Annotated in this window: 27 protein-coding genes; 18 read left to right on the forward strand and 9 right to left on the reverse strand. The window is 70.9% G+C overall.

Annotated elements, in window-relative coordinates; translation table 11 throughout:
- Positions 1 to 15 precede the first annotated feature (15 nt).
- Genes ACZ7OH_RS41100 through ACZ7OH_RS41120 form a run of 5 tightly spaced genes read left to right on the forward strand, consistent with a single transcriptional unit; the run spans position 16 to position 2,329 of the window.
- Positions 16 to 333, forward strand: coding sequence for a helix-turn-helix transcriptional regulator (locus ACZ7OH_RS41100; RefSeq protein WP_155549185.1), 318 nt, complete (start codon positions 16 to 18; stop codon positions 331 to 333).
- Complete coding sequence (locus ACZ7OH_RS41105) at positions 330 to 998, forward strand: permease prefix domain 1-containing protein (protein ID WP_470285843.1); 669 nt, start codon at positions 330 to 332, stop codon at positions 996 to 998. The genes ACZ7OH_RS41100 and ACZ7OH_RS41105 overlap by 4 nt, the downstream gene beginning before the upstream one ends.
- Positions 995 to 1,318 carry a DivIVA domain-containing protein gene (locus ACZ7OH_RS41110; protein WP_086681665.1) on the forward strand — a complete coding sequence of 108 codons (324 nt, stop codon included), beginning with the start codon at positions 995 to 997 and terminating at the stop codon, positions 1,316 to 1,318. The genes ACZ7OH_RS41105 and ACZ7OH_RS41110 overlap by 4 nt, the downstream gene beginning before the upstream one ends.
- The gene (locus ACZ7OH_RS41115) at positions 1,315 to 1,773 is read left to right on the forward strand and encodes an SRPBCC family protein (protein WP_470285844.1); all 459 of its coding nucleotides are present in this window, start codon (positions 1,315 to 1,317) and stop codon (positions 1,771 to 1,773) included. Before ACZ7OH_RS41110 ends, ACZ7OH_RS41115 begins: the two co-directional genes overlap by 4 nt.
- The gene (locus ACZ7OH_RS41120) at positions 1,766 to 2,329 is read left to right on the forward strand and encodes a DNA-3-methyladenine glycosylase I (RefSeq protein ID WP_470285845.1); all 564 of its coding nucleotides are present in this window, start codon (positions 1,766 to 1,768) and stop codon (positions 2,327 to 2,329) included. The genes ACZ7OH_RS41115 and ACZ7OH_RS41120 overlap by 8 nt, the downstream gene beginning before the upstream one ends.
- Positions 2,330 to 2,350: 21 nt before the next feature.
- Here ACZ7OH_RS41120 and ACZ7OH_RS41125 read toward each other — a convergent pair whose 3' ends face one another.
- Entirely contained in the window at positions 2,351 to 3,145 is a 795-nt protein-coding gene (locus ACZ7OH_RS41125; RefSeq protein ID WP_470285846.1) for an enoyl-CoA hydratase-related protein, read from the reverse strand.
- 197 nt (positions 3,146 to 3,342) lie between these two features.
- Here ACZ7OH_RS41125 and ACZ7OH_RS41130 point away from each other — a divergent pair, with 197 nt between their 5' ends.
- Together ACZ7OH_RS41130 and ACZ7OH_RS41135 are read left to right on the forward strand one after the other, a co-directional pair.
- Positions 3,343 to 3,510: a DUF3117 domain-containing protein gene (locus ACZ7OH_RS41130; protein WP_013222969.1), complete on the forward strand. Its 168-nt coding sequence runs from the start codon at positions 3,343 to 3,345 to the stop codon at positions 3,508 to 3,510.
- Between the two features lie 89 nt (positions 3,511 to 3,599).
- Positions 3,600 to 5,054, forward strand: coding sequence for a leucyl aminopeptidase family protein (locus ACZ7OH_RS41135; RefSeq protein WP_470285847.1), 1,455 nt, complete (start codon positions 3,600 to 3,602; stop codon positions 5,052 to 5,054).
- Here ACZ7OH_RS41135 and ACZ7OH_RS41140 read toward each other — a convergent pair.
- The gene (locus ACZ7OH_RS41140; protein ID WP_470285848.1) at positions 4,979 to 5,959 is read right to left on the reverse strand and encodes a LysR family transcriptional regulator; all 981 of its coding nucleotides are present in this window, start codon (positions 5,957 to 5,959) and stop codon (positions 4,979 to 4,981) included. The genes ACZ7OH_RS41135 and ACZ7OH_RS41140 overlap by 76 nt on opposite strands.
- Positions 5,960 to 6,021: 62 nt before the next feature.
- On the opposite strand from ACZ7OH_RS41140, the gene ACZ7OH_RS41145 reads away from it, so the two are divergent.
- Complete coding sequence (locus ACZ7OH_RS41145) at positions 6,022 to 7,209, forward strand: MFS transporter (RefSeq protein ID WP_470285849.1); 1,188 nt, start codon at positions 6,022 to 6,024, stop codon at positions 7,207 to 7,209.
- Between the two features lie 2 nt (positions 7,210 to 7,211).
- Here ACZ7OH_RS41145 and ACZ7OH_RS41150 read toward each other — a convergent pair whose 3' ends face one another.
- A complete protein-coding gene (locus ACZ7OH_RS41150; protein WP_400900088.1) occupies positions 7,212 to 7,856 on the reverse strand; it encodes an O-methyltransferase in 645 nt (214 codons plus the stop codon).
- 209 nt (positions 7,857 to 8,065) lie between these two features.
- Between ACZ7OH_RS41150 and sigE the strand changes: the two genes are divergently transcribed.
- The 4 genes from sigE (at position 8,066) to tatB (ending at position 11,504) form a co-directional block, all read left to right on the forward strand.
- On the forward strand, positions 8,066 to 8,665 hold the full coding sequence (sigE, locus tag ACZ7OH_RS41155; protein WP_372672293.1) for an RNA polymerase sigma factor SigE: 600 nt from the start codon (positions 8,066 to 8,068) through the stop codon (positions 8,663 to 8,665).
- A complete protein-coding gene (locus ACZ7OH_RS41160) occupies positions 8,662 to 9,309 on the forward strand; it encodes an anti-sigma factor family protein (RefSeq protein WP_470285850.1) in 648 nt (215 codons plus the stop codon). The genes sigE and ACZ7OH_RS41160 overlap by 4 nt, the downstream gene beginning before the upstream one ends.
- A gap of 174 nt (positions 9,310 to 9,483) precedes the next feature.
- Positions 9,484 to 11,001: a S1C family serine protease gene (locus ACZ7OH_RS41165; protein ID WP_470285851.1), complete on the forward strand. Its 1,518-nt coding sequence runs from the start codon at positions 9,484 to 9,486 to the stop codon at positions 10,999 to 11,001.
- Positions 11,002 to 11,078: 77 nt separating this feature from the next.
- A complete protein-coding gene (tatB, locus tag ACZ7OH_RS41170) occupies positions 11,079 to 11,504 on the forward strand; it encodes a Sec-independent protein translocase protein TatB (protein WP_470285852.1) in 426 nt (141 codons plus the stop codon).
- Positions 11,505 to 11,559: 55 nt separating this feature from the next.
- On the opposite strand, the gene ACZ7OH_RS41175 is transcribed toward tatB, so the two are convergent.
- The 4 genes from ACZ7OH_RS41175 to ACZ7OH_RS41190 are packed head-to-tail and all read right to left on the reverse strand — an operon-like array spanning position 11,560 to position 15,396.
- Positions 11,560 to 12,705: an Mrp/NBP35 family ATP-binding protein gene (locus ACZ7OH_RS41175; RefSeq protein ID WP_470285853.1), complete on the reverse strand. Its 1,146-nt coding sequence runs from the start codon at positions 12,703 to 12,705 to the stop codon at positions 11,560 to 11,562.
- A gap of 10 nt (positions 12,706 to 12,715) precedes the next feature.
- Positions 12,716 to 13,216 (reverse strand): DUF1003 domain-containing protein, encoded by a 501-nt coding sequence (locus ACZ7OH_RS41180; RefSeq protein ID WP_400900078.1) that lies wholly within the window; start codon positions 13,214 to 13,216, stop codon positions 12,716 to 12,718.
- A complete protein-coding gene (locus ACZ7OH_RS41185) occupies positions 13,209 to 14,486 on the reverse strand; it encodes a magnesium transporter MgtE N-terminal domain-containing protein (protein ID WP_470285854.1) in 1,278 nt (425 codons plus the stop codon). Before ACZ7OH_RS41185 ends, ACZ7OH_RS41180 begins: the two co-directional genes overlap by 8 nt.
- A 10-nt stretch (positions 14,487 to 14,496) precedes the next feature.
- Positions 14,497 to 15,396, reverse strand: a complete 900-nt coding sequence (locus ACZ7OH_RS41190) for an aminoglycoside phosphotransferase family protein (protein WP_470285855.1) — start codon at positions 15,394 to 15,396, stop codon at positions 14,497 to 14,499.
- Positions 15,397 to 15,488: 92 nt separating this feature from the next.
- On the opposite strand from ACZ7OH_RS41190, the gene ACZ7OH_RS41195 reads away from it, so the two are divergent.
- Positions 15,489 to 16,373: a slipin family protein gene (locus tag ACZ7OH_RS41195; protein ID WP_470285856.1), complete on the forward strand. Its 885-nt coding sequence runs from the start codon at positions 15,489 to 15,491 to the stop codon at positions 16,371 to 16,373.
- Here ACZ7OH_RS41195 and ACZ7OH_RS41200 read toward each other — a convergent pair.
- Complete coding sequence (locus ACZ7OH_RS41200; protein ID WP_470285857.1) at positions 16,370 to 16,930, reverse strand: DUF4190 domain-containing protein; 561 nt, start codon at positions 16,928 to 16,930, stop codon at positions 16,370 to 16,372. The genes ACZ7OH_RS41195 and ACZ7OH_RS41200 overlap by 4 nt on opposite strands.
- Before the next feature lie 74 nt (positions 16,931 to 17,004).
- On the reverse strand, positions 17,005 to 17,400 hold the full coding sequence (locus ACZ7OH_RS41205; protein WP_470285858.1) for a DUF4190 domain-containing protein: 396 nt from the start codon (positions 17,398 to 17,400) through the stop codon (positions 17,005 to 17,007).
- A 133-nt stretch (positions 17,401 to 17,533) separates the two neighbouring features.
- Here ACZ7OH_RS41205 and ACZ7OH_RS41210 point away from each other — a divergent pair, with 133 nt between their 5' ends.
- The 5 genes from ACZ7OH_RS41210 (at position 17,534) to ACZ7OH_RS41230 (ending at position 22,743) form a co-directional block, all read left to right on the forward strand.
- A complete protein-coding gene (locus ACZ7OH_RS41210; protein ID WP_470285859.1) occupies positions 17,534 to 18,730 on the forward strand; it encodes an acyl-CoA dehydrogenase family protein in 1,197 nt (398 codons plus the stop codon).
- Between the two features lie 121 nt (positions 18,731 to 18,851).
- A complete protein-coding gene (locus ACZ7OH_RS41215; RefSeq protein WP_364459897.1) occupies positions 18,852 to 19,376 on the forward strand; it encodes a YflT domain-containing protein in 525 nt (174 codons plus the stop codon).
- Positions 19,377 to 19,619: 243 nt separating this feature from the next.
- On the forward strand, positions 19,620 to 20,942 hold the full coding sequence (locus ACZ7OH_RS41220) for an ABC transporter substrate-binding protein (protein WP_470285860.1): 1,323 nt from the start codon (positions 19,620 to 19,622) through the stop codon (positions 20,940 to 20,942).
- Positions 20,939 to 21,904, forward strand: coding sequence for a carbohydrate ABC transporter permease (locus tag ACZ7OH_RS41225; RefSeq protein WP_470285861.1), 966 nt, complete (start codon positions 20,939 to 20,941; stop codon positions 21,902 to 21,904). The genes ACZ7OH_RS41220 and ACZ7OH_RS41225 overlap by 4 nt, the downstream gene beginning before the upstream one ends.
- Positions 21,904 to 22,743 carry a carbohydrate ABC transporter permease gene (locus ACZ7OH_RS41230; RefSeq protein ID WP_086676210.1) on the forward strand — a complete coding sequence of 280 codons (840 nt, stop codon included), beginning with the start codon at positions 21,904 to 21,906 and terminating at the stop codon, positions 22,741 to 22,743. The genes ACZ7OH_RS41225 and ACZ7OH_RS41230 overlap by 1 nt, the downstream gene beginning before the upstream one ends.
- Positions 22,744 to 22,745 lie beyond the last annotated feature (2 nt).

Here is a 22,745-nt window from a genome sequence, read left to right on the forward strand (position 1 = left end):
GTAGACTGCGTACTCATGAAGGCGGACACCCTGCGCGGCCACCTCGACGCGCTGCTGCTGGCCGTGCTCGACGGCCGCAAGCTGCACGGCTACGCGATCATCGAGGCGCTCCAGCTGCGCAGCGACGGCGCGCTCGACCTGCCCACCGGCACCGTCTACCCGGCGCTGCGCCGGCTGGAGCGGGCCGGCTGGCTGAGCAGCGAATGGGACGTCGTCTCCGGCCGCAAGCGCCGCACCTACCGCCTCACCCGCTCCGGCGAGCAGGCCCTGGCCGCCGAACGCACCGAGTGGCGGGAGTTCACCACGGTCATCGGGGGAGTGCTGGGCGCATGATCGACGAGTACCTGGGCGACCTCGACCGGCGGCTGCACGGCTGCGGCAAGTTCAAGGCCGACCTCCTCGAAGAGGCCCGCGACGGGCTGCACGACGCCGCCGACGCCTACCGCGCGGGCGGCTGGGACGACGAGGACGCCGAACGCCGCGCGGTCGCCGACTTCGGCCCCGCGGCCGTCGTCGCCCGCGACTACCAGGCCGAGCTCGGCATGCTCAGCGGCGTCCGGACGCTGTGGAAGCTCGTCATCGGCGTCCCGCTGATGCAGGCGTCCTGGGACTACGCCCGGATCCTCACCTTCGGCGAGTGGACGAAGCTGTCGACGCCCACGCCGGAGTGGTACAAGGTGATCGCCCACGCCACCCACGGCGCGGTCTTCGTGGTGCCGGTGATCGGCCTGATCGCCCTGCTCGGCACCCGCTGGCTCAGCCGCCGCCTCGACGCCGTCCGGCTCGCCCGGTTCTGCGGCGTCCTGATCGCGCTGGCCGTCGGCATCAACCTCGCGTCGGTCGGGCTGGTCATCGGCTCGACCGGCTTCGTCGACGTCTCGAGGCTGTTCTTGAGCGTCCCGTGCGTCCTGTTGATGGTCGCCTGGGTGCTGCTTTCACTGCGGCTCGTCGTGCTCGCGAGACGATCCTGGGGCGGGTATGCCACGATCGTCGCGTGACGACCGCGCTGATCTACCTCGTAGTCATGCTGCTGGTGGCCGCCGTGGTGTTCCTGCTCGCCGCGGTGGTCTTCGGCCGGGGTGAGGAGCTCGCCCCGCTGCCGCCGGGCAGCTCGCCGACGCGGCTGCCCGCCGAGGACATCACCGGCGAGGACCTGACCGAGGTCCGGTTCCAGCTGGTGCTGCGCGGTTACAAGATGTCCGAAGTGGACTGGGTGATGCGCCGCCTCGGCGTCGAGCTCGACGAGCTGCGCACCCGGGTCGCGGAGCTGGAGCAGCGCGAACGCGAGCGGGAGAGCTCGCCCGAAGGCGCCCAGTGACCGATTTGATCCTGTCGGTCGACGTCCGCGCGCCGGCCGGGACGACCTGGCTCGCGCTGACCGACTGGACCCGCCAGGGCGAGTGGATGCTCGGCACCGAGGTCGAGGTCGTCGAGGGCAACGGCCGCAGCGTCGGCTCGCGGCTCGCGGCGTTCACCGGGGTGGCCGGCATCGGGTTCACGGACACGATGGAGATCACCAGCTGGGAACCGCCGGTGCGGTGCGGCGTCCGCCACCTCGGCAGCGTCGTCCAGGGCACGGGTGTGTTCCAGGTGGTGCCGAAGGGCGCGACGCGTTCGACGTTCGTCTGGGCCGAGCACCTGCGGCTGCCGTTCGGGCCGCTGGGCCGGCTCGGCTGGCCGGTCGTGCGGCCGGCGTTCGCGCTGGGGGTGCGCCAGTCGCTGCGGCGGTTCGCGCGGTTCGCGGAGGACTATTCGGTGGGTGGGGATGAGTGAGCTTCTCGGCGCCGACGGCGTCGCGCGGTGCAGCTGGGGCAATTCGACGCCGGACTACGCGTCGTACCACGACGAAGAGTGGGGCACGCCGCTGCACGGGCAGGACGAGCTGTACGAGCGGCTGTGCCTCGAGTCGTTCCAGTCGGGGCTCTCGTGGATCACGATCCTGCGCAAGCGGGAAGGCTTCCGGAAGGCGTTCAAGCAGTTCAAGCCGGCGAAGGTGGCGAAGTTCGGCGACGCCGACGTCGAGCGGCTGATGCAGGACGCGTCGATCGTGCGGAACCGGGCGAAGATCCTGGCCGCCATCAACAACGCCAAGGCGATCGCTTCGCTGGACACGCCGCTGGACGACCTGCTGTGGTCGTTCGCGCCTTCGTCCCATCGGCGTCCTCGCACCATGGCGGACGTCCCGGCGATCACCGACGAGTCCAAGGCGATGGCCAAGGAACTGAAGAAGCGCGGGTTCGTCTTCCTCGGCCCGACGACGTGCTACGCGCTGATGCAGGCGACCGGCATGGTCGACGACCACGTCAAGGGCTGCTTCCGGGCGGGTTGAGCCCGGAAGCGCCCTCGACGGCTACTTGCCCTGGAAGTTCGGCTTGCGCTTGCCGACGAAGGCCTCGACGGCCTCGCTGTGGTCGGCGGTCGCGCCGAGCGCGGTCTGGGCCGCGTCCTCGGCGTCGAGGGCTTCCTCGAACGTCGACTGCGCGGCCAGGTTGAGCACGGCCTTGATCTTCGCGTAGGCGACCGTCGGCCCGTTGGCCAGCTTGGCCGCGATCTTCTGGGCGCGGGCCGGCAGTTCCTCGTCCGGCACGACCTCGCCGACCAGGCCGAGGCGCAGCGCCTCCGCGGCGTCCACGGTCCGGGCGAGCAGCATCAGCTCGGCGGCGCGGCCGTAGCCGACCAGCCGCTGCAGCGTCCAGGACGCGCCCGAGTCCGGGCCCAGCCCGACGTTGGCGAAGGCCATCAGGAACGACGACGATTCGGCGGCGATCCGCAGGTCGCTGGCGTAGGCGAACGCGGCCCCGGCGCCGGCGGCGGTGCCGTTGATCGCCGCGATGACCGGCTTCTCCATCGACACGATCGCCTTGACGATCGGGTTGTAGTGCTCTTTCACCGTGTGTAGTGGCGCGGGGTCACCCGCCTGGAGCAGCCCCACGTGCTCCTTCAGATCCTGGCCGGCGCAGAACGCCTTGCCGGATCCGGTCAGCACGACCGCGCGGACGGTTTCGTCGCCGGACGCCTCGCGCAGCGCCGCGAGCAGTGCTTCTTTCAGCTCGACGGTCAGCGAGTTGTACGCCTGCGGCCGGTTGAGGGTCAGGGTGCGCACCCCGTCGGCGTCGGCGGTCAACAGGACGTCGGATGTGGTCACGTCTTCTCCTTGCGCGGAAACATCGGTCGTCCGACAGTCTTTCATCCGGTGCGAGCCGCATACCAGCACCGATACGGCGGCAAAAGATCGGTCCGCTGATGCGCCCGGCCGCTGATGAGGGACAATGGCCACCAGACCCGGCTGGCTTTCACGCGAGCGCGACCCGGGCGCGCCGGTTGAGACGGAGGGAGCACGCTATGGCGGCCATGAAGCCCCGGACCGGAGATGGTCCCCTCGAAGTGACTAAGGAGGGGCGGGGCCTCGTGATGCGCGTACCGCTCGAGGGTGGTGGGCGACTCGTCGTCGAACTTTCCGCGGAAGAAGCGAAGGACCTCGGCGCCGCACTGGCGGAGGTCACCGGCTAGCCGATCCCCCCGAACCGTCCTTCCGTCGCACCCCGGTCTCCCTTCGGAGGCCGGGGTCGCGGTTCCTCTGCGCCCGAAGGTTGCTCACTGTGCGTAATCCGCTACCCCCCGTTCCGACCAACCTGCTCGAGATCGAGGTCGCGGGCGACCTCCGCCGCGGCGCCCCGACGGCCCGGCTGGTGACCGCACCGGCCGACGACGTCGAGTCCGAGCCGCTGGAGATCGGCGGTGTCCGGATCACCGGCAAGGCGGGCGACGTGCAGACGGTCCCGGCCGACGGTCCCCGCTGGGTCGCGGGCCTCGGCGACGGCGAGCCGAAGCAGTATCGGAAGGCGGGCGCGGCCCTGGTTCGCGCGGTCAACGCGGCGCTGGCGGACGACGTCGACCACGGCGGCAAGGCGTTCCGCGCGGTGCAGCTGGAGCTGCCGGAGGAGGCGTCCGGCGAGCACGTCACCGAGCTGGCGCTGGGCCTGCTGCTGGGTGGCTACAAGTTCAAGGTGACGGGTGCCGATCCCTCTCCGTCCGTGCGGACGGTCCGGCTGGTGACGTCCGATTCGGGTCTTGGCGAGCTGGTGTCCCGCGCGTCGGTGCTCGCCGCGGCGACGGCGCTGACCCGCGACCTGGCGAACACGCCGTCCAACGTGAAGACGCCGGCGTGGCTGGCGGACACGGCCGCCCGGGTGGCCGGCCCCCGCGTCGAGGTGGCGGTCCACGACGAGAAGTGGCTGGCGGCCCAGGGTTTCGGCGGCGTCCTGGCGGTCGGCGGCGGTTCGGCGCGGCCGCCGCGGCTGATCGAGATGGCGTACAAGCCGGCGGGGGCGGCCCGGCACCTGCTGCTGGTCGGCAAGGGCATCACGTTCGACACGGGCGGCCTGTCGATCAAGCCGGCCGACGGGATGCACTTGATGCGCACGGACATGGCGGGCGGCGCGGCGGTGATCGCGGCGACGCGGGCGATCGCCGCGCTCGGGCTCCCGATCCGGGTGACGGCTTTGGTCCCGTGCGCGGAAAACCACGTGTCGGGGTCGTCGTACCGGCCGGGCGACATCGTCCGCCACTACGGCGGCAAGACGACGGAGGTCGGCAACACGGACGCGGAGGGCCGCATGGTCCTGGCCGACGCGCTGGCGTACGGAATCCGCCGGTTCAGCCCGGACCTGGTGGTGGACGCGGCGACGCTGACCGGAGCGATGAAGGTGTCGCTGGGGCTGCGAACGGGCGGACTCTTCGCTTCGGACTCAGCGCTGGCCGCCGCGGTGGTCGCGGCGGGCGCGCGGGTGGGCGAGGCGTGGTGGCGAATGCCGCTCGTGGAGGACTACGCGGAGAACGTCCGAGGCGAGTTCGGCGACGTGCGCCAGACGCCTGCTGGGCCGGGCAGCATCACGGCGGCGTTGTTCTTGAGGGAGTTCACGGAGGGGCTGCCGTGGGCGCACTTGGACATCGCGGGCCCGGCGAGGTCCGAGAAGAACTACGACGACGTCGTGCCGGGGGCGACGGGTTTCGCGGCCCGGACTTTGGTGGAGCTGGCGGCTTCGCTGGGCTGAGCCGGACCTTGGCCCGCCGTGGCCAGGACGTGGTCGCGGAACCCCGCCACCGCCGGGGTCATCGGCTCCTCCGCCCGCCACACCAGCCCGATCGTCCGGTACGGCCGTGGTTCCAGCGGCACCTCCGCGACCCCCGCCGGCGTCCCCGGGCCGAACCTCGGCAGCAGCGCCACCCCCAGCCCCGCCGCCACCAGCCCGCGCACCGTGTCCGACTCCTGTCCTTCGAACGCGATCCGCGGCGTGAAGCCCGCCGCCGCGCACAGCTCGTCCGTCAGCGTCCGGACTCCGTACCCCTGCTCCAGCAGCACGAACTCCTCCGACGCCAGCTCCGCCACCCGCACCGAGTGGCGCCCCGCCAGGCGGTGGCCCGCCGGGACCGACAGCAGGATCTCCTCGTCCACCAGACCCGCCGAGGCCAGCGACGGCACCGAGGGCAGCGGCGCCACCAGCGCCAGGTCCAGCTCGCCGTCCGCCAGCCGGTCGACCATGTCCTGCCGCGAACCCTGGACCAGCGTGAACCGCACCCCCGGGAACCGCGCCCGGTAGCCGCGCAGCAGCGACGGCACCAGCGACCGCCCGAGCAGGTGCAGGAACCCCAGCACCACGTGCCCCGACTCCGGTGCCACCTCCTCGCGCGCCAGCCGGACGCCGCTCTCGACCGCCGCGAGACCGCGCTCGGCCGCCTCGGCCAGCAGTTCCGCCGCGCGCGTGAGCCGGATGCCGCGGCCGTCCGGGACCGTCAGCGGCGCTCCCAGCGCGTCCGCCAGCGCCGCGAGCCGCCGGCTCACCGTCGGCTGCGGTACGCCCAGCAGCTCGGCCGCGCGTGTGACGTTCCTCGTCTCCCGCAGCGCGGCCAGCAACGGCAGGTGCGGCGCCACCTGCGCCGACAGCAAGTCATACGTCATTGCATCGATCATGCCAGTTCAACGCATTGGACGTATTGGTTAGGCCTGCTTACTTTCAGGTGGTGACCTCCACGCGCCGAGTCAAGACCGCCGTCGCCGCGGCCGGGATCTCCTCCTTCGCCCTGCTCTACGCGCCGCAGCCGGTGCTGCCCCAGCTCGCCGCGCAGTACCACCTCGACCCCGGCGGCGCGGCGCTCGCGGTCAGCGTCGCGACCGGTGCGCTCGCCATTGCCGTCCTGCCGATCGCCGCGCTGTCCGAGGTCGTCGGCCGGCGGCCGGTGATCCTGACGTCGGTGATCGCGTCCGTCGTCTTCGGGCTGCTGCTGCCGCTGATGCCGACGTACCCGGCGCTGCTCGTCCTGCGCGCGCTGCAGGGCGTCGCCATCGCGGGCTTCCCCGGCGTCGCGGCGGCGTACCTGGCCGAACGGCTCGGCCGCGCGGGCGTCGCGGCGGCCGTCGGCGCGATGATCGCGGGCAACACGATCGGCGGCATGCTCGGCCGGCTGGCCAGCGGGTTCACCGCCGGACCGCTCGGCTGGCGCGGCGCGCTGTTCGTCGTCGCGGGCGTCGGCGCGATCTGCTCGGCCATCACGGTCGTGACGCTGCCGCCGGGCACCCGGCCCCGCGGGGACGCCCAGCTCCGCGGCGTCGCGAAAGGCCTGGTCACGGCGTTGAGCAAGCCGGTGCTCCTGGCCCAGTACGCGGTCGCGCTGCTGGCGATGGGCTCGTTCGTCGCGCTCTACAACGCGGCCGGGTTCCGGCTGACCGGCGCTCCGCTGGACCTGTCGCCGGCGATCGCGTCCCTGGTGTTCCTGGCGTACGCGACGGGCTCGGTGTCCTCGGCGGCGGCCGGACGCCTGGTGGCCCGCGTCGGCCGCCGCCGGGCGCTGATCGGCGCGCTGCTGCTGACGGCCGTCGGCGCGGCGCTGACGCTGCCGGACGCATTGCCGCTGGTCATCGCGGGTTTCTTGGTCCTGACGTGCGCGTTCTTCGCGGCGCACGCGGTGGCGAACGGCTGGGCGGCGGCGGACGCCCCGGAGAACGCGCGCGGCCAGGTGGGCGGCATGTACACGGCGACGTACTACCTGGGGAGCAGCGTCGGAGGGGCCGCGGGGGCGTGGGTGTACGGGCACGCGGGCTGGCCGTGGCTGATCGCGGTGGTGACGGTGTGGCTGCTGTTGGCGGTGGCCGCGGTGAGCGTGGGCACGCGGGTCCGCGAAGAGCGGCGCGAGCTGGTCAACGCCGCCTGACCTCAGATCGCCGCCGCGACCAGCAGGCCGCCGCCCACCGGCAGCAGTGCCGGGACCAGCCGTTCGTCCTCCCGGAAAGCCCGCGCCACCTCGCGCAGCGCCAGCGTCTCCGGGTCCCGGTGCGACGGGTCGATCACTCGCCCACCCGCCAGCACGTTGTGGAACGCGATGATGCCGCCCCGCCGCAGCAGCGACACCCCCAGCTCGTAGCACCCGGGGTACTCGATGTGCGCGGAGTCGACGAACACCAGGTCGTACCCGCCCGGCGTGAGCCGCTGCAGGACGTCCAGCGCCCTTCCGATGATCAGCCGCGTGCGGCCCGGGGCGTAGCCGGCCTCGCGGAACGTCGCGCGTGCCGCGCGCTGGTACTCCGGCTCCACGTCGATCGAGGTCAGGATGCCATCCGGGGCCATGCCGCGCAGCAGGCTCAGCCCGCTCACCCCGGCCCCCGTGCCGACCTCGACGACCGCCTTCGCGCACAGCGTCGCCGCCAGGAACCGCAGGGTCGCGCCCGCACCCGCGCTGAGCGGGGTGCAGCCCAGGTCTTCGGCCCGCGCCCGGGCCGCGGACAGCACCTCGTCGTCGGGCAGGTACCCGTCGACGAACCCGGAATCGGCCGGTGCGGCCGCAGGGGTGGGCGTGTTCACGCACGGAGGTTAGCGTTGGTTGTCGATAAATCCGCGCAGGCTCCCTGGTAAGCACCCGGGGAGAAGTTCTCAGCCTGCTCTCAGTCCAGTCTCACTAGAACCATAAGGAGTCCGGACAGACTCGGTCAGGAACACGGGAACACCGTGCCGACGACCCGCGTTGGGTGGAGCAGACAGGAGAAACACAGATGGAGGTGCCTGCTCCCGCGATGCAGAACGCCGTTGCCGAAAACGACGCCGACGCGGCTCAGCCCGTGTCCCTGGACGAGGCGGTCTGGACGCCGCCGTCCTGGGACGAGGTCGTCCGCGAGCACAGCGACCGGGTCTACCGGCTCGCCTACCGCTTGACCGGCAACACGCACGACGCCGAGGACCTCACCCAGGAGACCTTCATCCGGGTCTTCCGGTCGCTGGCGTCCTACAAGCCCGGCACGTTCGAGGGCTGGCTGCACCGGATCACCACCAACCTGTTCCTCGACATGGCCCGCCGCCGCTCGCGCGTGCGGATGGAAGGCCTGCCGGAGGACACCGACCGCATCGTGGGCGACGACCCGAGCCCCGAGCAGGTCTTCTCCGACACCCACCTGGACCCGGACCTGCAGGCGGCGCTCGACGAGCTGCCCCCGGAGTTCCGCGCCGCCGTGGTGCTGTGTGACGTCGAAGGCCTGTCCTACGAGGAGATCGGCGCGACGCTCGGCGTCAAGCTGGGCACCGTCCGCAGCCGGATCCACCGCGGGCGCCAGGCGCTGCGGGCGTCGCTCGAGCGCCGGCGCGCTTACGCCCCGGAGTCTGCGAAGGTGACGGTATGACCGCACCGCGAGGCTGGGGACTCCCCGAGTCGCACCTGATGCCGGACGCCGTGGTGGCGTTCGTGGACGGAGAGCTTTCGCACGGCGCCCGCGACCGCGCGGCGTCGCACATCACGCGCTGCGCGGCGTGCGCCGCCGAAGTGCGCGCCCAGCGCCAGACGGTGGAGGCCATCCGCCGCGCGTCGGCGCCGCCGATGTCGGCGGGGTTCCTGGCGAGCCTGCAGTCCATCCCGCAGCACACCGAGCTCCCGAGCACGCCGGACAACCTGGCGATCACGGCCGACGGCCAGCTGGTCGCGGTCCAGCGCCCGGACCGGGTGGCGGGGCTGCGCGACACGGGCGTGTTGGGTGGTGTCGCGCCGTTGGGATCAGCGGCGCCGCTGGGCCAGTCCCCGAACGTCGTGGGCGGGTTCAAGCGCCGCGCCGCGCAGGGGGCCGGCGTGGTGGTCTCGGGTCTGGTGCTGAGCGCGCTCGCCCTGGTCGGGACGACAGCCGACAGCGGTGACGGCACGCCGGAGACCGGCGGCGGGGCGCCGCAGCAGGCGAACCTGCTGCCGGCCCAGATGGCGGTGCCGCAGCAGCCGGCGCGGACGTCGACCCCGGTGAGCACGACGCCGGCCGCGGTGCCGGCGGGGATTCGCTGAGACTTGGTTCCGGGAGGGCCGTCATGAGGAAAATTCCTCGTGGCGGCCTTCGGCATGTCCGCCCCGAAGTGGGCAACCACCCAAGCAACAGCCATTTCACCGACGGACCGGCAGACTCGGAGCACTGGGCTTGGGTATCGTCACGCCCAGCCACCTGATCTTCTGCACCGGGGAATGATGACCGAGCCGAACGTGAATCCCGAGCAGCCCGGCGCGCGCGATGGCGAGCGGCTGGGGCCGCGGCCGCTCGCGCGCCCGGCCGTCGATCCCGCTCAGGCCGCCGTCTTCGGCAGGCCGTCCGGTGTAGACGGCGCGTTCGACAAGCTCTACACCCCGCAGCGGCCCAACGGCGTCAGTCTCGCCCCGCCCGCTCCCGAGTCGCTGGCCGAGGCCTTCCGGCGGCCGCCCGGGGCCGAAGGCGTGCTGCTCGAACGGCCGCGGGAAGCGACCGGGGAACCGAAGGAATCGGACCCGCCCCTGTGGAACAGCACCAGCGACCCCTGGCGTGATCCCGGTGCCGGGGCCGTCCTCGCCGGGCCCGCGGTGCCCGCCGAAGACGAGGAAAAGCCCGCGAAACGCCCACCCGGCGCGTTGCTCAGCCTGCCCGAGGTGCTCTTCGGCCGCCGCGTGCAGCCGAAGGCGCTCGCGCTGCTGGGGGTCGTCGCGCTGCTCGTCGGGGCCGTCGGAGGGCTCGTCGGGTGGTGGGTCGCCGACACCGGCAACGGGCTCACCGGCTCCGCCACCATCTCCGAAGCCGAGGCGGCCAAGGAACGGCCCGCCGGTTCGGTCGCCGAGATCGCCAAGCGCGTCGCGCCCGCCGTCGTCTCGCTGGAGGTCTACAAACCCGGCGCCGACTCCGGTGAGCAGGGCTCCGGCGTCATGATCGACCCGCAGGGCTACATCCTCACCAACGAGCACGTCATCTCGTCCGCGAGCGCCGACCCGGGCGTCAAGGTCACCGCCATCTTCATCGACGGCACCCGCACCGACGCGAAGCTCGTCGGCTCCGACCAGAAGACGGACCTCGCCGTCGTCAAGGTCAACGTCACGAACCCGACCGTCCTGCAGATCGGCAAGTCTTCCGACCTGCAGGTCGGCGACACGGTGATGGCCATCGGCTCGCCGCTCGCGCTGCAGAACTCCGTGACCGCCGGCATCGTCAGCGCGCTCAACCGCCCGATCACCGCGGGCGGCGACAACGGCGCCCCGCCGGTCACCTACGAAGCCATCCAGACCGACGCCGCCATCAACCACGGCAACTCGGGCGGCGCGCTCGTCGACGCCACCGGCGCGCTCGTCGGGATCAACTCCTCGATCCGGTCGTCCGGCGCCGACGGCGGCAGCATCGGCATCGGCTTCGCCATCCCCAGCGACTACGCGATCAAGATCGCGAAGGCGCTGATCAAGGACGGCAAGGTCCAGCACGCCGACATCGGCATCAACGCGTCGTCGACGGTCGCCGGCTCGTCCACCATGGGCGCGCAGGTCAAGAACGTCGCGCCCGGCGGGCCGGCCGCGAACGCCGGCATCAAGGAGGGCGACGTCATCACGAAGATCGGCGGCCGCCTGGTGCGCGACTCGGCCGAGATGACGGTCGCGGTGCGCTCGCACGACGTCGGTCAGGTCGTGCCGGTGCAGCTGGTCCGCGACGGCGCGAGCTTCGTCGTCGACGTAACCCTGGCTTCCGACTGAGTTCCCGCATTCGGCCTGCCGTCGCGCGGGCCGGGGCGGGTAGCCTGGGCAGGTAGGTTCCGAGCGGAGGTAGACGGGTGTTCGACAGTGTCGGATGGGGGGAGATCCTCGTCCTCATCATCGCCGGTCTCTTCATCCTCGGCCCGGAACGGCTTCCCGAGGCGGCGTCCTGGATGGCGAAGAGCGTGAAGAAGGTCCGCGACTTCGCGAACGGTGCGCGAGAGCAGCTCCGCGAGGAGATGGGCCCGGAGTTCGACCAGCTCCGCAAGCCGCTCGAAGACCTGCGTGGGCTGCGCAACTTCGACCCGAAGAGGGTGGTGACGCAGCACCTCTTCGACGGCGACGCGGACCCGCTCGGCCTGAAGGGCATCACGAACGGCAGCCCGAACCTGGGCGGCAGCAACGGCTCCAACGGGACGAACGGCTACCCAGCGGGCCAGGCCAAGCAGCCGGAGCCGCTGAAGCCGGGGGAGCGCCCACCCATCGACCCGGACGCCACCTGAGACACCGAAGGCCACCTCCGCTCGGAGGTGGCCTTCAGCTTTTGAAAGACCTGGATCAGCGGCCCGCGGGGGTCACGTTCAGCATCATCCCCGCCAAGCCGCGCGCCTTGACCGTCAGCTTCTTCGCCGCGTCCTTCAGCACCACCGACGCCGGCGCCTCCGGCTCGACCAGGACCAGCGGCTCGCCCGCGTCGCCCTGGGCGACCATGCGCGGGTCCATCGGGACCTGGCCCAGCAACGGCACCTCGGAGCCGATCGACTTCGTCAGCGACTCGGCCACCGCCTGGCCGCCGCCCGAGCCGAAGATCTCCATGCGCTCGCCGGACGGCGTCTCCAGCCAAGACATGTTCTCGATGACCCCGGCCACGCGCTGACGCGTCTGCAGCGCGATCGCCCCCGCGCGCTCGGCCACCTCGGCCGCCGCCTGCTGGGGGGTGGTCACGACCAGGATCTCCGCGTTCGGGATCAGCTGGGCCACCGAGATCGCGATGTCGCCCGTGCCCGGGGGGAGGTCCAGCAGCAGGATGTCCAGGTCGCCCCAGAAGACGTCCGCCAGGAACTGCTGCAACGCGCGGTGCAGCATCGGGCCGCGCCAGACCACCGGGGTGTTGCCCGGGGTGAACATGCCGATCGAGATCACCTTCACGCCGTGCGCCTGCGGCGGCATGATCATCGTGTCGACCTTGGTCGGCTTCTCGCGCGCGCCCAGCATGCGGGGGATCGAGTGGCCGTAGATGTCCGCGTCCACGACGCCCACCGACAGCCCGCGCGCGGCCATCGCCGCCGCCAGGTTCACCGTCACCGACGACTTGCCCACGCCGCCCTTGCCCGACGCCACGCAGTACACCCGCGTCATCGAGCCCGGCTGCGCGAACGGGATCACCGGCTCGGCCGCGTCGCCGCGGAGGGACTTCCGCAGCTCGGAACGCTGCTCGTCGCTCATCACGTCCAGCTCGACCCGCACGTCCACCACGCCCGGCAGCTTCGAGACCGCCTCGCGGGTGTCGTTGGTGAGCGTCGCCTTGAGCGGGCAGCCGGCCACCGTCAGGTAGATCCCGACGGTCACGACACCGTCGGAAGCCACCGAAACGTCCTTGACCATCCCCAGGTCCGTGATGGGTTTCCGGATCTCGGGGTCTTGCACGCTCTTCAGCGCGCTGCGGACGTCGTCGACGCTGGGGAGCTGCTGGGTGCTGGTCACCCCATCCATGTTACGTACCGGTAGGCGTACGGGACTTCTTGGGCTTTACGTCCAGGTCCTCCCGCAGCCGGTCGAGCTCGCTGCGCAGGTAGTCGCGCGTCGCGACCTCGCCCACCGCCAGCCGCAGCGCCGCCAGCTCCCGGGCCAGGTACTCCGTGTCCGCCTTCGTCTGGGCCGCCCGGTTGCGGTCTTCCTCCAGGGAGACGCGGTCGCGGTCGTCCTGGCGGTTCTGCGCCAGCAGGATCAGCGGCGCCGCGTACGCCGCCTGCGTCGAAAAAGCCAGGTTGAGCAGGATGAACGGGTACGGGTCCCACTGCAGCGACAGCGCAGTGAGGTTCAGCACGATCCAGATGATGACGATCAGCGTCTGCCAGAACAGGTACTTCCCGGTGCCCAGGAACCGGGCGATCCGCTCGGTGAACCGGCCGAACGTGTCCGGGTCGATGTTCAGCCTGAACCGGTTCTGGCTGCGGGGCTGGTCGAGCCGCCGTCCCGAAGTCGGTTCAGGCACGGTCTTCCTCCAAGGTGTCGTGCAGCCCGGTCTCGCGCCAGTCCTCCGGCAGCAGGTGGTCGAGGACGTCGTCGACGGTCACCGCGCCGATCAGGTGGTCCTCGGTGTCGACGACCGGCCCGCAGGTCAGGTTGTAGGCCGCGAAGTACCGCGTGACCTCGGCCAGCGACGCGCCCGGTTTCAGCGGCGGCAGCCCGGTGTCCACGGCGCTGGCCACCAGCTCGGCGGGCGGCTCGCGCAGGAGCCGCTGGAAGTGGACGACGCCGACGTAGCGCCCGGTCGGCGTCGCGGTCGGCGGGCGGCAGACGAACACCATGCTGGCCAGCGCGGGCGGCAGCTCGGCGTTGCGGATGTGGGCCAGCGCCTCGGCGATCGTCGTGTCCGGCGTCAGCACCACCGGCTCCGGCGTCATCAGGCCGCCCGCGGTGTCCGACGAGTACTCCAGCAGCCGCCTGACCGGCGCGGACTCCTCCGGCTCCATCAGCTCCAGCAGCCGGCTCTGCTCGGCCGGGGCCAGCTCGGCCAGCAGGTCGGCGGCGTCGTCGGGGTTCATCGCCTCGAGGACGTCGGCCGCGCGCTCCTCGGCCAGGTAGGCCAGCAGCTCCTTCTGGTCGTCGTCCGGCAGCTCCTCGATGACGTCGGCGAGGCGCTCGTCGTCCATCGCGTCCGCGACCTCGTGCCGGCGCTTGAGCGGCAGGTCGCGCACGGTCGCGGCGATGTCGGCCGGGCGCATCGTGTCGAACAGCATGAGCAGCTGGCCGGCGCCCTGCGGCTGGGCGCCGAGGTCGGCCAGGCCCAGCCCGGCCACCTCCGACCAGGGCAGCACCTGCATCGCCGCCCGGCGGCGGCCCAGCCCGACCCGCCGTTCGCGGATGGCGAGCTTGGCGAGCACCCAGTCGCGGGTGCGGGTCGGTTCCATCCCGGCGTCGACGACGGTGATCCGCGTGTCCGACCCGGCCAGCGTCGCGTGCGCGTCGAGCAGCTGCCCGAGCACCAGGACCTCGTTGGGGCGCTGGTTGAACTGGCGCATGTTGACCGAGCCGGTCGCGAGCGTCACGGCGCCCGGCTCGATCGCCGTGACGCGCAGCATCGGCACGAAGACCCGCCGCCGGGTGGCCAGCTCGACGACCAGGCCGAGGATCCGCGGCGGCTGGGCGTCGAGGCGCAGACCGGCGACCAGGTCGCGAACCCGGCCGATGGACTCGCCGTCCGGCCCGAACACGGGCAACCCGGACAGCTGAGCTGCGAAAACCCTGTTGACCGCGGCCATGCCGCTGACACTATCGGCTGGCCGCCCACGGAGCGATTTCCCCCACGGTCAGAAAGGCCGGGTCGTCGCTCTCGCCGGGTTCTTCCAGCATCCAGATCCAGTTCTGCACGGCTCGCACGAGCGTCCACGCGCGCGCCTTCGCGGCGTCCAGCTCGCGCGAAGCGACGATCATCGCGAACCGTTCGTCCAGTGTGGACTCGGTGAAGCGGTTCCAGAACAACGGGATGACGCCCCACTCGAGGTCTCCCACCAGCGGCTTCGGGTCGATGACCAGCCACGGCTCGCGCGTGCCCGCCAAGACGTTCTGGAAGTGCAGGTCCTCGTTCACCAGCAGTTCGCCCGCCGACGGCCCCAGCTCGCGGCAGACCGCGACGGCGTCGTCGACCAGCCGCTTTTCGAACGGCCCGCCGAGCTCGGCCCAGCGGCGGGGGAGCTCCTCGGCCAGCTCCGCGGCTTCGGCCCGCAGCCGCCGCCGCATCGACGCCGGCGCGGGGACGGCCAAGCGCCGCGCCAAGCCGCCGATGAGCGGGATCGCCGAGCGCAGCGGGAGGTCGTCGAGCGTGCGGCCGGCGTCGAGCCGTTCGAGCAGCAGGACACCGTCATCCGGCGCGGACTCCAGCAGCCGCACCGCGCCCCGGCCGGCCCATGTGGACAGTGCGAGCGGCTCGTCGGCCGATTCTTCGTCGCGCCAGCCGAGTTTCAGCACCACCGGCGTGCCGTCGGGCAGCCGCGCGGGCTGCACCACGCCGACGTAGCCGTGCATCGCCTCGCCCTCGAACACCAGGCCCCACTTCCGCGCGTACCCGGCGGCGAGGTCCGGCAGGGCGGCCAGCCACGGGACGGCGCCCGGGCCGAGCACCCGGGGCGCCCGGGCGGCGAACAGGGGCGGGACGCGGAGATCGTTCACCACCCCAGCCTGGCAGTCGCGTCCAGTGCGTTTCGTCGGCTCCCCAGCGGGCGTACGCTGGGTTTTCAGGGGAAAACGCAACCCCGGGAGCAGCCATGGTGGTGGAGATCCTCAGCGCCGTCGTCCTCGCGGGCGGGGTGTGGCTCGCGTCGAGCGTGCGCGTGGTGAAGCAGTACGAGCGCGGACTGGTCTACCGGTTCGGCCGGGTGCGGTCGCGGGTCGCGGAGCCCGGGCTGATGGTGCTGGTGCCGTTCGCGGACCGCATGCAGAAGGTCAACATGCAGATCGTGACCATGCCGGTGCCCGCCCAGGACGGCATCACCCGCGACAACGTCACGGTCCGGGTCGACGCGGTCGTCTACTTCAAGGTGATCGACCCGGTCGTCGCGGCGGTCAACGTCCAGGACTACCGGTCGGCGGTCGGCCAGGTCGCGCAGACGTCGCTGCGCTCGATCATCGGCAAGAGCGACCTCGACGACCTGCTCTCCAACCGCGAGCGCCTCAACGAGGGCCTGGAGCTGATGATCGACAGCCCGGCGCTGGACTGGGGCATCCACATCGACCGCGTCGAGATCAAGGACGTCGCACTGCCGGAGGCGATGAAGCGCTCGATGTCGCGGCAGGCCGAGGCGGAGCGGGAACGGCGCGCGCGCGTCATCTCCGCCGACGGTGAGCTGCAGGCGTCGTACAAGCTCTCGCAGGCGGCCGCGCAGATGGCCGACACCCCGGCGGCGCTGCAGCTGCGCCTGCTGGAGACGGTCGTGCAGGTGTCGTCCGAGAAGAACTCGACGCTGGTGCTGCCGTTCCCGGTGGAGCTGCTGCGCTTCCTGGACGCCCAGACGCCCAAGCCGGCGGCCCCCGCGGCCCGGCCGGAACCCGCAGCGCCGGAACCCGAGGCGGTGGAGGCCAAACCGGAGGCGAACGGCCACGCGACGCCGGCACCGCGCACCCCCGGCGACGCGGTGCTGCCCGCCGACTAGTCCAGCTGGCCGTTCGCGGCCAGGATGATCAGCGTGGTGAAGAAGCTGAACCACAGCGCGATCACGACGTAGCCGATGATCACGGCGGCCGTGGCCATCCCGCGGCCGCCGGCTTCGCCGCGGTTCGTCTTGGTCAGCGCGATGTGGCCCATGATCAGCCCGGCGATCGCCGTGATGCCCGAGCAGAAGCCGAGGATCGAGCACACCAGCGCGCCGATCGCCAGCGCGTTGTCCTGCCGCGGCGGCGGACCCGGCACGTACGGCGGCTGGACGTACGGCGCCGGGCCGCCGTACGGCTGCCCGTAGGCCGGCGGGTACGGCTGGTAGGCCGGTTGTCCCGGCGCCGCGTACGGCGTGCCGGGGATGTGCGCGGCCGGCGTCTCGAACGCCCCGGGCGGCAGCTCGGGGGCCACCGGCTCGGGCGCCGGCGGTTCGGGGACCGTGCTGTCGGCCGCCGGCGGGTCGTAGTTCTCCGGCGCGTACGGCGCCGGCTCCGCGGTGGGTGGCGGGTCGTAGGACACGGCCGGACGGTCGTTGTCCCCGGACGGGTCGGTCATGTCGGGTCCCCTCGATGCGTGCTGGGCCCCAACTTACCGATCCGGCCAAAAGCAGGCGGTCGGCGCAGTGCCGGTCAGCGGAAGAGCTCGTGCGCGAAGCCGAACCCGAAGAGGAGGATCACCGCGAGGACGTTCAGCCCGATCCCGACGTACCCCACGATGACCGCCGCCAGCGCGACGCCCTGGCCTTCCGCCTCGCCGCGCTTGGCCTTGGCGAGGGCGATGTGGCCCATCACGACGCCCGCGATCGTGACGAGGACGCAGAGGAAGATGCCGAGGATCGAGCAGATCAGCGCGCCGATCGCGAGGCCCGGCCCTTCCGGCGGCGGCCCTTGCATGCCGCCCGGGTGCTGCGGCGGGTACTGCGGGAAACCGCCGCTCGGGTACTGCTGGCCGTAACCGGGCTGCTGGTAGCCGCCCGACTGCGGCTGCTGGCCGTACGGGTTGTTCGGATCCTGCGGATACGTCATGTGCCCTCCCCTGTCGCCCAGCACTGTACGACGCGAAGCGTGAGCGCCCTCATAGCAGGGTTGGGGGATTCGGGTCATACTCACCGGTAACCCAGCGCCGGGAGCCGGCGTCGCTACCGGAAAGGGAGCCGTGATGGCCCGTCTCGCCCAGACCGCCGGCCTGACCGACGTGCAGTCGGAGATCCTCGCGACCGTCCGCTCGTTCGTGGACAAGGAGGTCATCCCGCACGCGCAGGAGCTCGAACACTCCGACACCTACCCGGCGGACATCGTCGAGGGCATGAAGGAGATGGGCCTGTTCGGGATCACGATCCCGGAGGAGTACGGCGGGCTCGGCGAGTCGCTGCTGACCTACGCGCTGGTCGTCGAGGAGATCGCGCGCGGCTGGATGAGCGTGTCCGGCGTGATCAACACCCACTTCATCGTGGCGCACATGATCACCCGCCACGGCACCGAAGCGCAGAAGCAGCACTTCCTGCCGCGGATGGCCACCGGCGAGGTCCGCGGCTCGTTCTCGATGTCGGAGCCGGACCTGGGTTCGGACGTCGCGGCGATCAAGACGAAGGCCCGTCGCGACGGCGACGGCTACGTCATCGACGGCTCGAAGATGTGGCTGACCAACGGCGGCTCGTCCAACCTGATCGCGCTGCTGGTGCGCACGGACGAAGGGGCCGAGAAGGCCCACCAGAACCTGACGACGTTCCTCGTCGAGAAGCCCGAGGGCTTCGGCGAGGTCGCGCCCGGCCTGACCATCCCGGGCAAGATCGACAAGATGGGCTACAAGGGCGTCGACACGACCGAAGCGGTCTTCGACGGCTATCGCATCGGGTCCGACATGGTCCTCGGCGAGGCGCCGGGCAAGGGCTTCGCGTACATGATGGACGGTGTCGAGGTCGGCCGCGTCAACGTCGCGGCGCGGGCGTGCGGCATCGCGATCCGGGCGTTCGAGCTGGCGGTGGAGTACGCCCAGCAGCGCAAGACGTTCGGCAAGGCGATCGCCGAACACCAGGCGGTGGCGTTCAAGCTGGCCGAGATGGCGACCAAGGTCGAGGCGGCGCACCTGATGATGGTGAACGCGGCCCGGTTGAAGGACTCGGGCGAGCGCAACGACGTCGAGGCGGGGATGGCGAAGCTGATCGCGTCGGAGTACTGCGCGGAGGTCACGCAGGACGCGTTCCGCATCCACGGCGGCTACGGGTACTCGAAGGAGTACGAGATCGAACGGCTGATGCGCGAGGCGCCGTTCCTGCTGATCGGCGAGGGCACGAGCGAGATCCAGAAGACGATCATCTCCCGTGGGTTGCTGCGCGAGTACAAGTCCCGTTCCTGACCGGCTTCCGGGGCCGATTGTCGATACGGCGACAATCGGCTCCGGCCTTTCGGGGTAAGCGGCTCGCACGGTCCGGGCGTTCTTGACAAGATGGACGCCCAGACCCACGAGTGCGCAGGTGATGATGGTGAGTAGTCCCTTCGGCGGGAGCCGGGCGCCCGGCAACCTGCCTCGGCTGCCGACCCCGCCGACCGGCTGGCCGATCGGGTCGTACGCGACCTACGGCGAGGCGCAGCAGGCCGTCGATTTCCTCGCGGACAGCGAGTTCTCCGTCAGCGACGTCACGATCGTCGGGGTGGACCTGATGCTCGTCGAACGGGTCATCGGCAAGCTGTCCTGGGGCCGCGTGCTCGGCACCGGCGCCGTCTCGGGCGCCTGGTTCGGCTTGTTCGCCGGGCTGCTGCTCGGCCTGTTCGTCAACCAGGGCTTCGCGCTGCAGCTGCTGACCGGGCTCGTGCTCGGCGTCCTGTCCGGGCTGATGTTCGCCGCCATCGGGTACAGCATGTCGCGCGGGCGGCGGGACTTCTCCTCGGCGAGCCAGCTCGTCGCCGGCCGGTACGACGTCCTGTGCCAGCCGCGCACCGCCGAACAGGGCCGGGAGCTGCTCGCCAAGCTGGCGCTCAAACCACCTCCGGCGACGACCTGAAAAAAGCCGCCATTATCAGGGGAAAATCACAGTTCGAGCTGCAGTGGGCTGAATCGTTACCGATACTGCTTGCGGGGTGTGATCGCCCGGCATAAGTTGTCCGACACCAGTCGGGCGGCCTCGCCCAACCAGCGCGGCGGCCCGAGCACTAGCACGTCGGGGTGCTGGCGCGGTTCGCCTCATCGCGTCGCGGTGCCCACCGGGCACCGCGGTATCCGGCGTGCACGCGGGTGAGGAGGCCTTATGGGGAAGAGGATCGGCGCGGGCAAACGGGGACGCTCGCCCGGCCGTACCGCGGTCCTGCTGGGGGCAGGGGCCTTGGTGACCGGCATGCTGGCCGGTTGCGGATCGGGCGGCGGACTGAAGATCAACGTCTACTACGCGCCCGAGGACAGCTTCCAGAAAGTCGTCGACAACTGCAACGCGGCGGCCAACGGGAAGTACGAAATCGTCTACAACAAGCTGCAGCGCGGCGCGGACGACCAGCGCCTGCAGATGGCGCGGCGGCTCGCCGCGGGCGACACCGCGATGGACGTCCTCGGCCTCGACGTGACCTGGGTTTCGGAGTTCGCCGAAGCCGGCTGGGTCGAGGAGTGGAAGGACCAGAACAAGGCGGCCGCCAGCGAAGGTGTCCTGCAAGGACCGCTGGAGACCGCGACCTACAACGGGAAGCTCTACGCGGCCACGAAGAACACCAACGTCCAGCTGCTCTGGTACGACGACCGGATCACGCCCACGCCGCCCAAGACGTGGGAAGAGATGATCGCCAAGGCCAAGGAGCTGAAGGCGCAGGGCAAGCCCTACAGCATCGTGTTCACCGGCGCGCAGTACGAAGGCCTCGTCGTCTTCTACAACACGCTGGTGCAGTCGATGGGCGGGCACATCCTGTCCGACGACGGCAAGAGCGTCGTCCTGGACGACGGCGCGGTGCAGGCGCTCGCGCTGCTGAAGCAGATCGCGTCGTCGGGCATCACCGACCCGTCGCTGACCAACTCGAAGGAGGACGACGTCCGCCAGACGTTCCAGCGCGGTGACGCCGCGTTCGAGCTCAACTGGCCGTTCGTCTACGCCTCCTACGCCAAGGAAAAGCCGCAGGACGTCTCGCACTTCAAGTGGGCCGTCTACCCGGAGGCGAAGGCGGGCACGCCCGCCAAGACCACGATCGGCGGGTACGACCTCGGCGTCAGCTCGCTGTCGCAGCACAAGCCGGAGGCGTTCGAAGCGGCCCTGTGCCTGCGCAACGCGGAGAACCAGAAGTTCTCGGCGATCAACGACGGCGTCCCGCCGACCATCGAATCGGTGTACCACAACGACACACCGCTCGACCCGTCGAAGCCGGCGAGCGCCGACAACCCGAACATGGCGCTGAAGTACCCGATGCGCGACTCGATCATCGACGCCATCAAGGACTCCGCGGTGCGGCCGCTGACCCCGGCGTACCAGAACATGTCGACCGTGATGTCGAAAGTCCTTTCCCCGCCGGGTGACATCGACCCGCAGGCCACCGCTTCGAAGCTGCGCGAGCAGCTCAACGACGCTCTCCAGTCGAAGGGAGTGATCCCGTGACCGTCCAGGACCCGACCACGGCGGGAGCCACCGCGGCACCGGAACCCGTGTCGCACAAGAAGAAGGGCAAACCCGCCCTCTCCGAAGGGAAGAAGGCCGAGCGCCGGCTCGGGCTGTGGCTGTGCGCGCCCGCGTTCGTCGTGATGATCGCGGTCACCGGCTACCCGATCGTCTACTCGATCTGGCTGTCGCTGCAGCGGTACGACCTGCGGTTCCCCGCGCAGCAGCAGTTCGTCGGCTTCGACAACTACGGGGCCGTGCTGTCCAATTCGTACTGGTGGACGGCGTTCGGCACGACGATGTTCCTGACCGTCGTGTCGGTGGCCATCGAGTTCGTGCTCGGCATGGCGCTGGCGCTGATCATGCACCGGACGCTCGTCGGCCGCGGCCTCGTCCGCACGGTCGCCCTGATCCCGTACGGCATCGTCACGGTCGTCGCGGCGTTCTCGTGGTACTACGCGTGGACGCCGAAGACCGGCTACCTGGCCAACTGGCTGGCCGCGGACGCGGCGCCGCTGACCGACCGGTGGCCGTCGATGTTCATCATCATCGGCGCCGAGGTGTGGAAGACCACGCCGTTCATGGCGCTGCTGCTGATGGCCGGCCTCGCGCTGGTGCCGGACGACCTGCTCAAGGCCGCGGCGATGGACGGCGCGAGCGCGTGGCAGCGGTTCACGAAGGTGATGCTGCCGGTGATGAAGCCGGCGATCCTGGTGGCGCTGCTGTTCCGCACGCTCGACGCGTTCCGGATCTTCGACAACATCTACGTGCTCACCGGCGGCGCGCAGGACACCGGCTCGGTGTCCATGCAGACCTACGACAACCTGGTCAAGGGCCTCAACCTCGGGATCGGGTCGACGATGGCGGTGCTGATCTTCATCACCGTGGCGATCATCGCCTTCATCTTCATCAAGGTGTTCGGGACGGCCGCACCGGGTTCGGACGACGGGGGTAAGCGCTGATGGTGATGGGAACCGTCACGACGGGCCGCAAAGTCAGGTGGGGCCTGGTCGACATCCTCGTGCTGGTGTTCGCGCTGGTGCCGGTGCTCTGGGTCGTTTCGCTGTCGTTCAAGACCAAGGACACGCTGACGGACGGGTCGTTCATCCCGCAGTCGTGGACCTGGCAGAACTACGCGGACATCTTCCAGACGTCGGAGTTCCTGCTGGCGCTGGTGAACTCGATCGGCATCGCGATCATCTCGACCGTGATCGCGGTGGTGCTGGGCACGATGGCCGCGTACGCGATCGCGCGGCTGGAGTTCCCCGGCAAGCAGCTGCTCGTCGGGCTCTCGCTGCTGATCGCGATGTTCCCGCAGGTGTCGCTGGTGACGCCGCTGTTCAACATCGAGCGGAATCTCGGCCTGTTCGACACCTGGCCGGGCCTGATCCTGCCCTACATCACGTTCGCCCTGCCGCTGTCGATCTACACGCTGTCGGCGTTCTTCCGCGAAATCCCGTGGGAGCTGGAAAAGGCGGCGAAGATGGACGGCGCGACGCCGGCCCAGGCGTTCCGGCGGGTGATCGCGCCGCTGGCCGCGCCGGGCGTGTTCACCACTGCGATCCTGGTGTTCATCTTCTGCTGGAACGACTTCCTGTTCGCCATCTCGCTGACGTCCACCACGGCGTCACGCACGGTGCCGGCGGCGCTGTCGTTCTTCACCGGGTCTTCGCAGTTCGAAGACCCGACCGGGCAGGTGAGCGCGGCCGCGGTCGTGATCACCATCCCGATCATTGTGTTCGTGTTGTTCTTCCAGCGTCGCATCGTGGCGGGGCTGACCTCCGGTGCGGTGAAGGGGTAGTC

It is taken from the genome of Amycolatopsis sp. NPDC114478, from assembly GCF_055633805.1.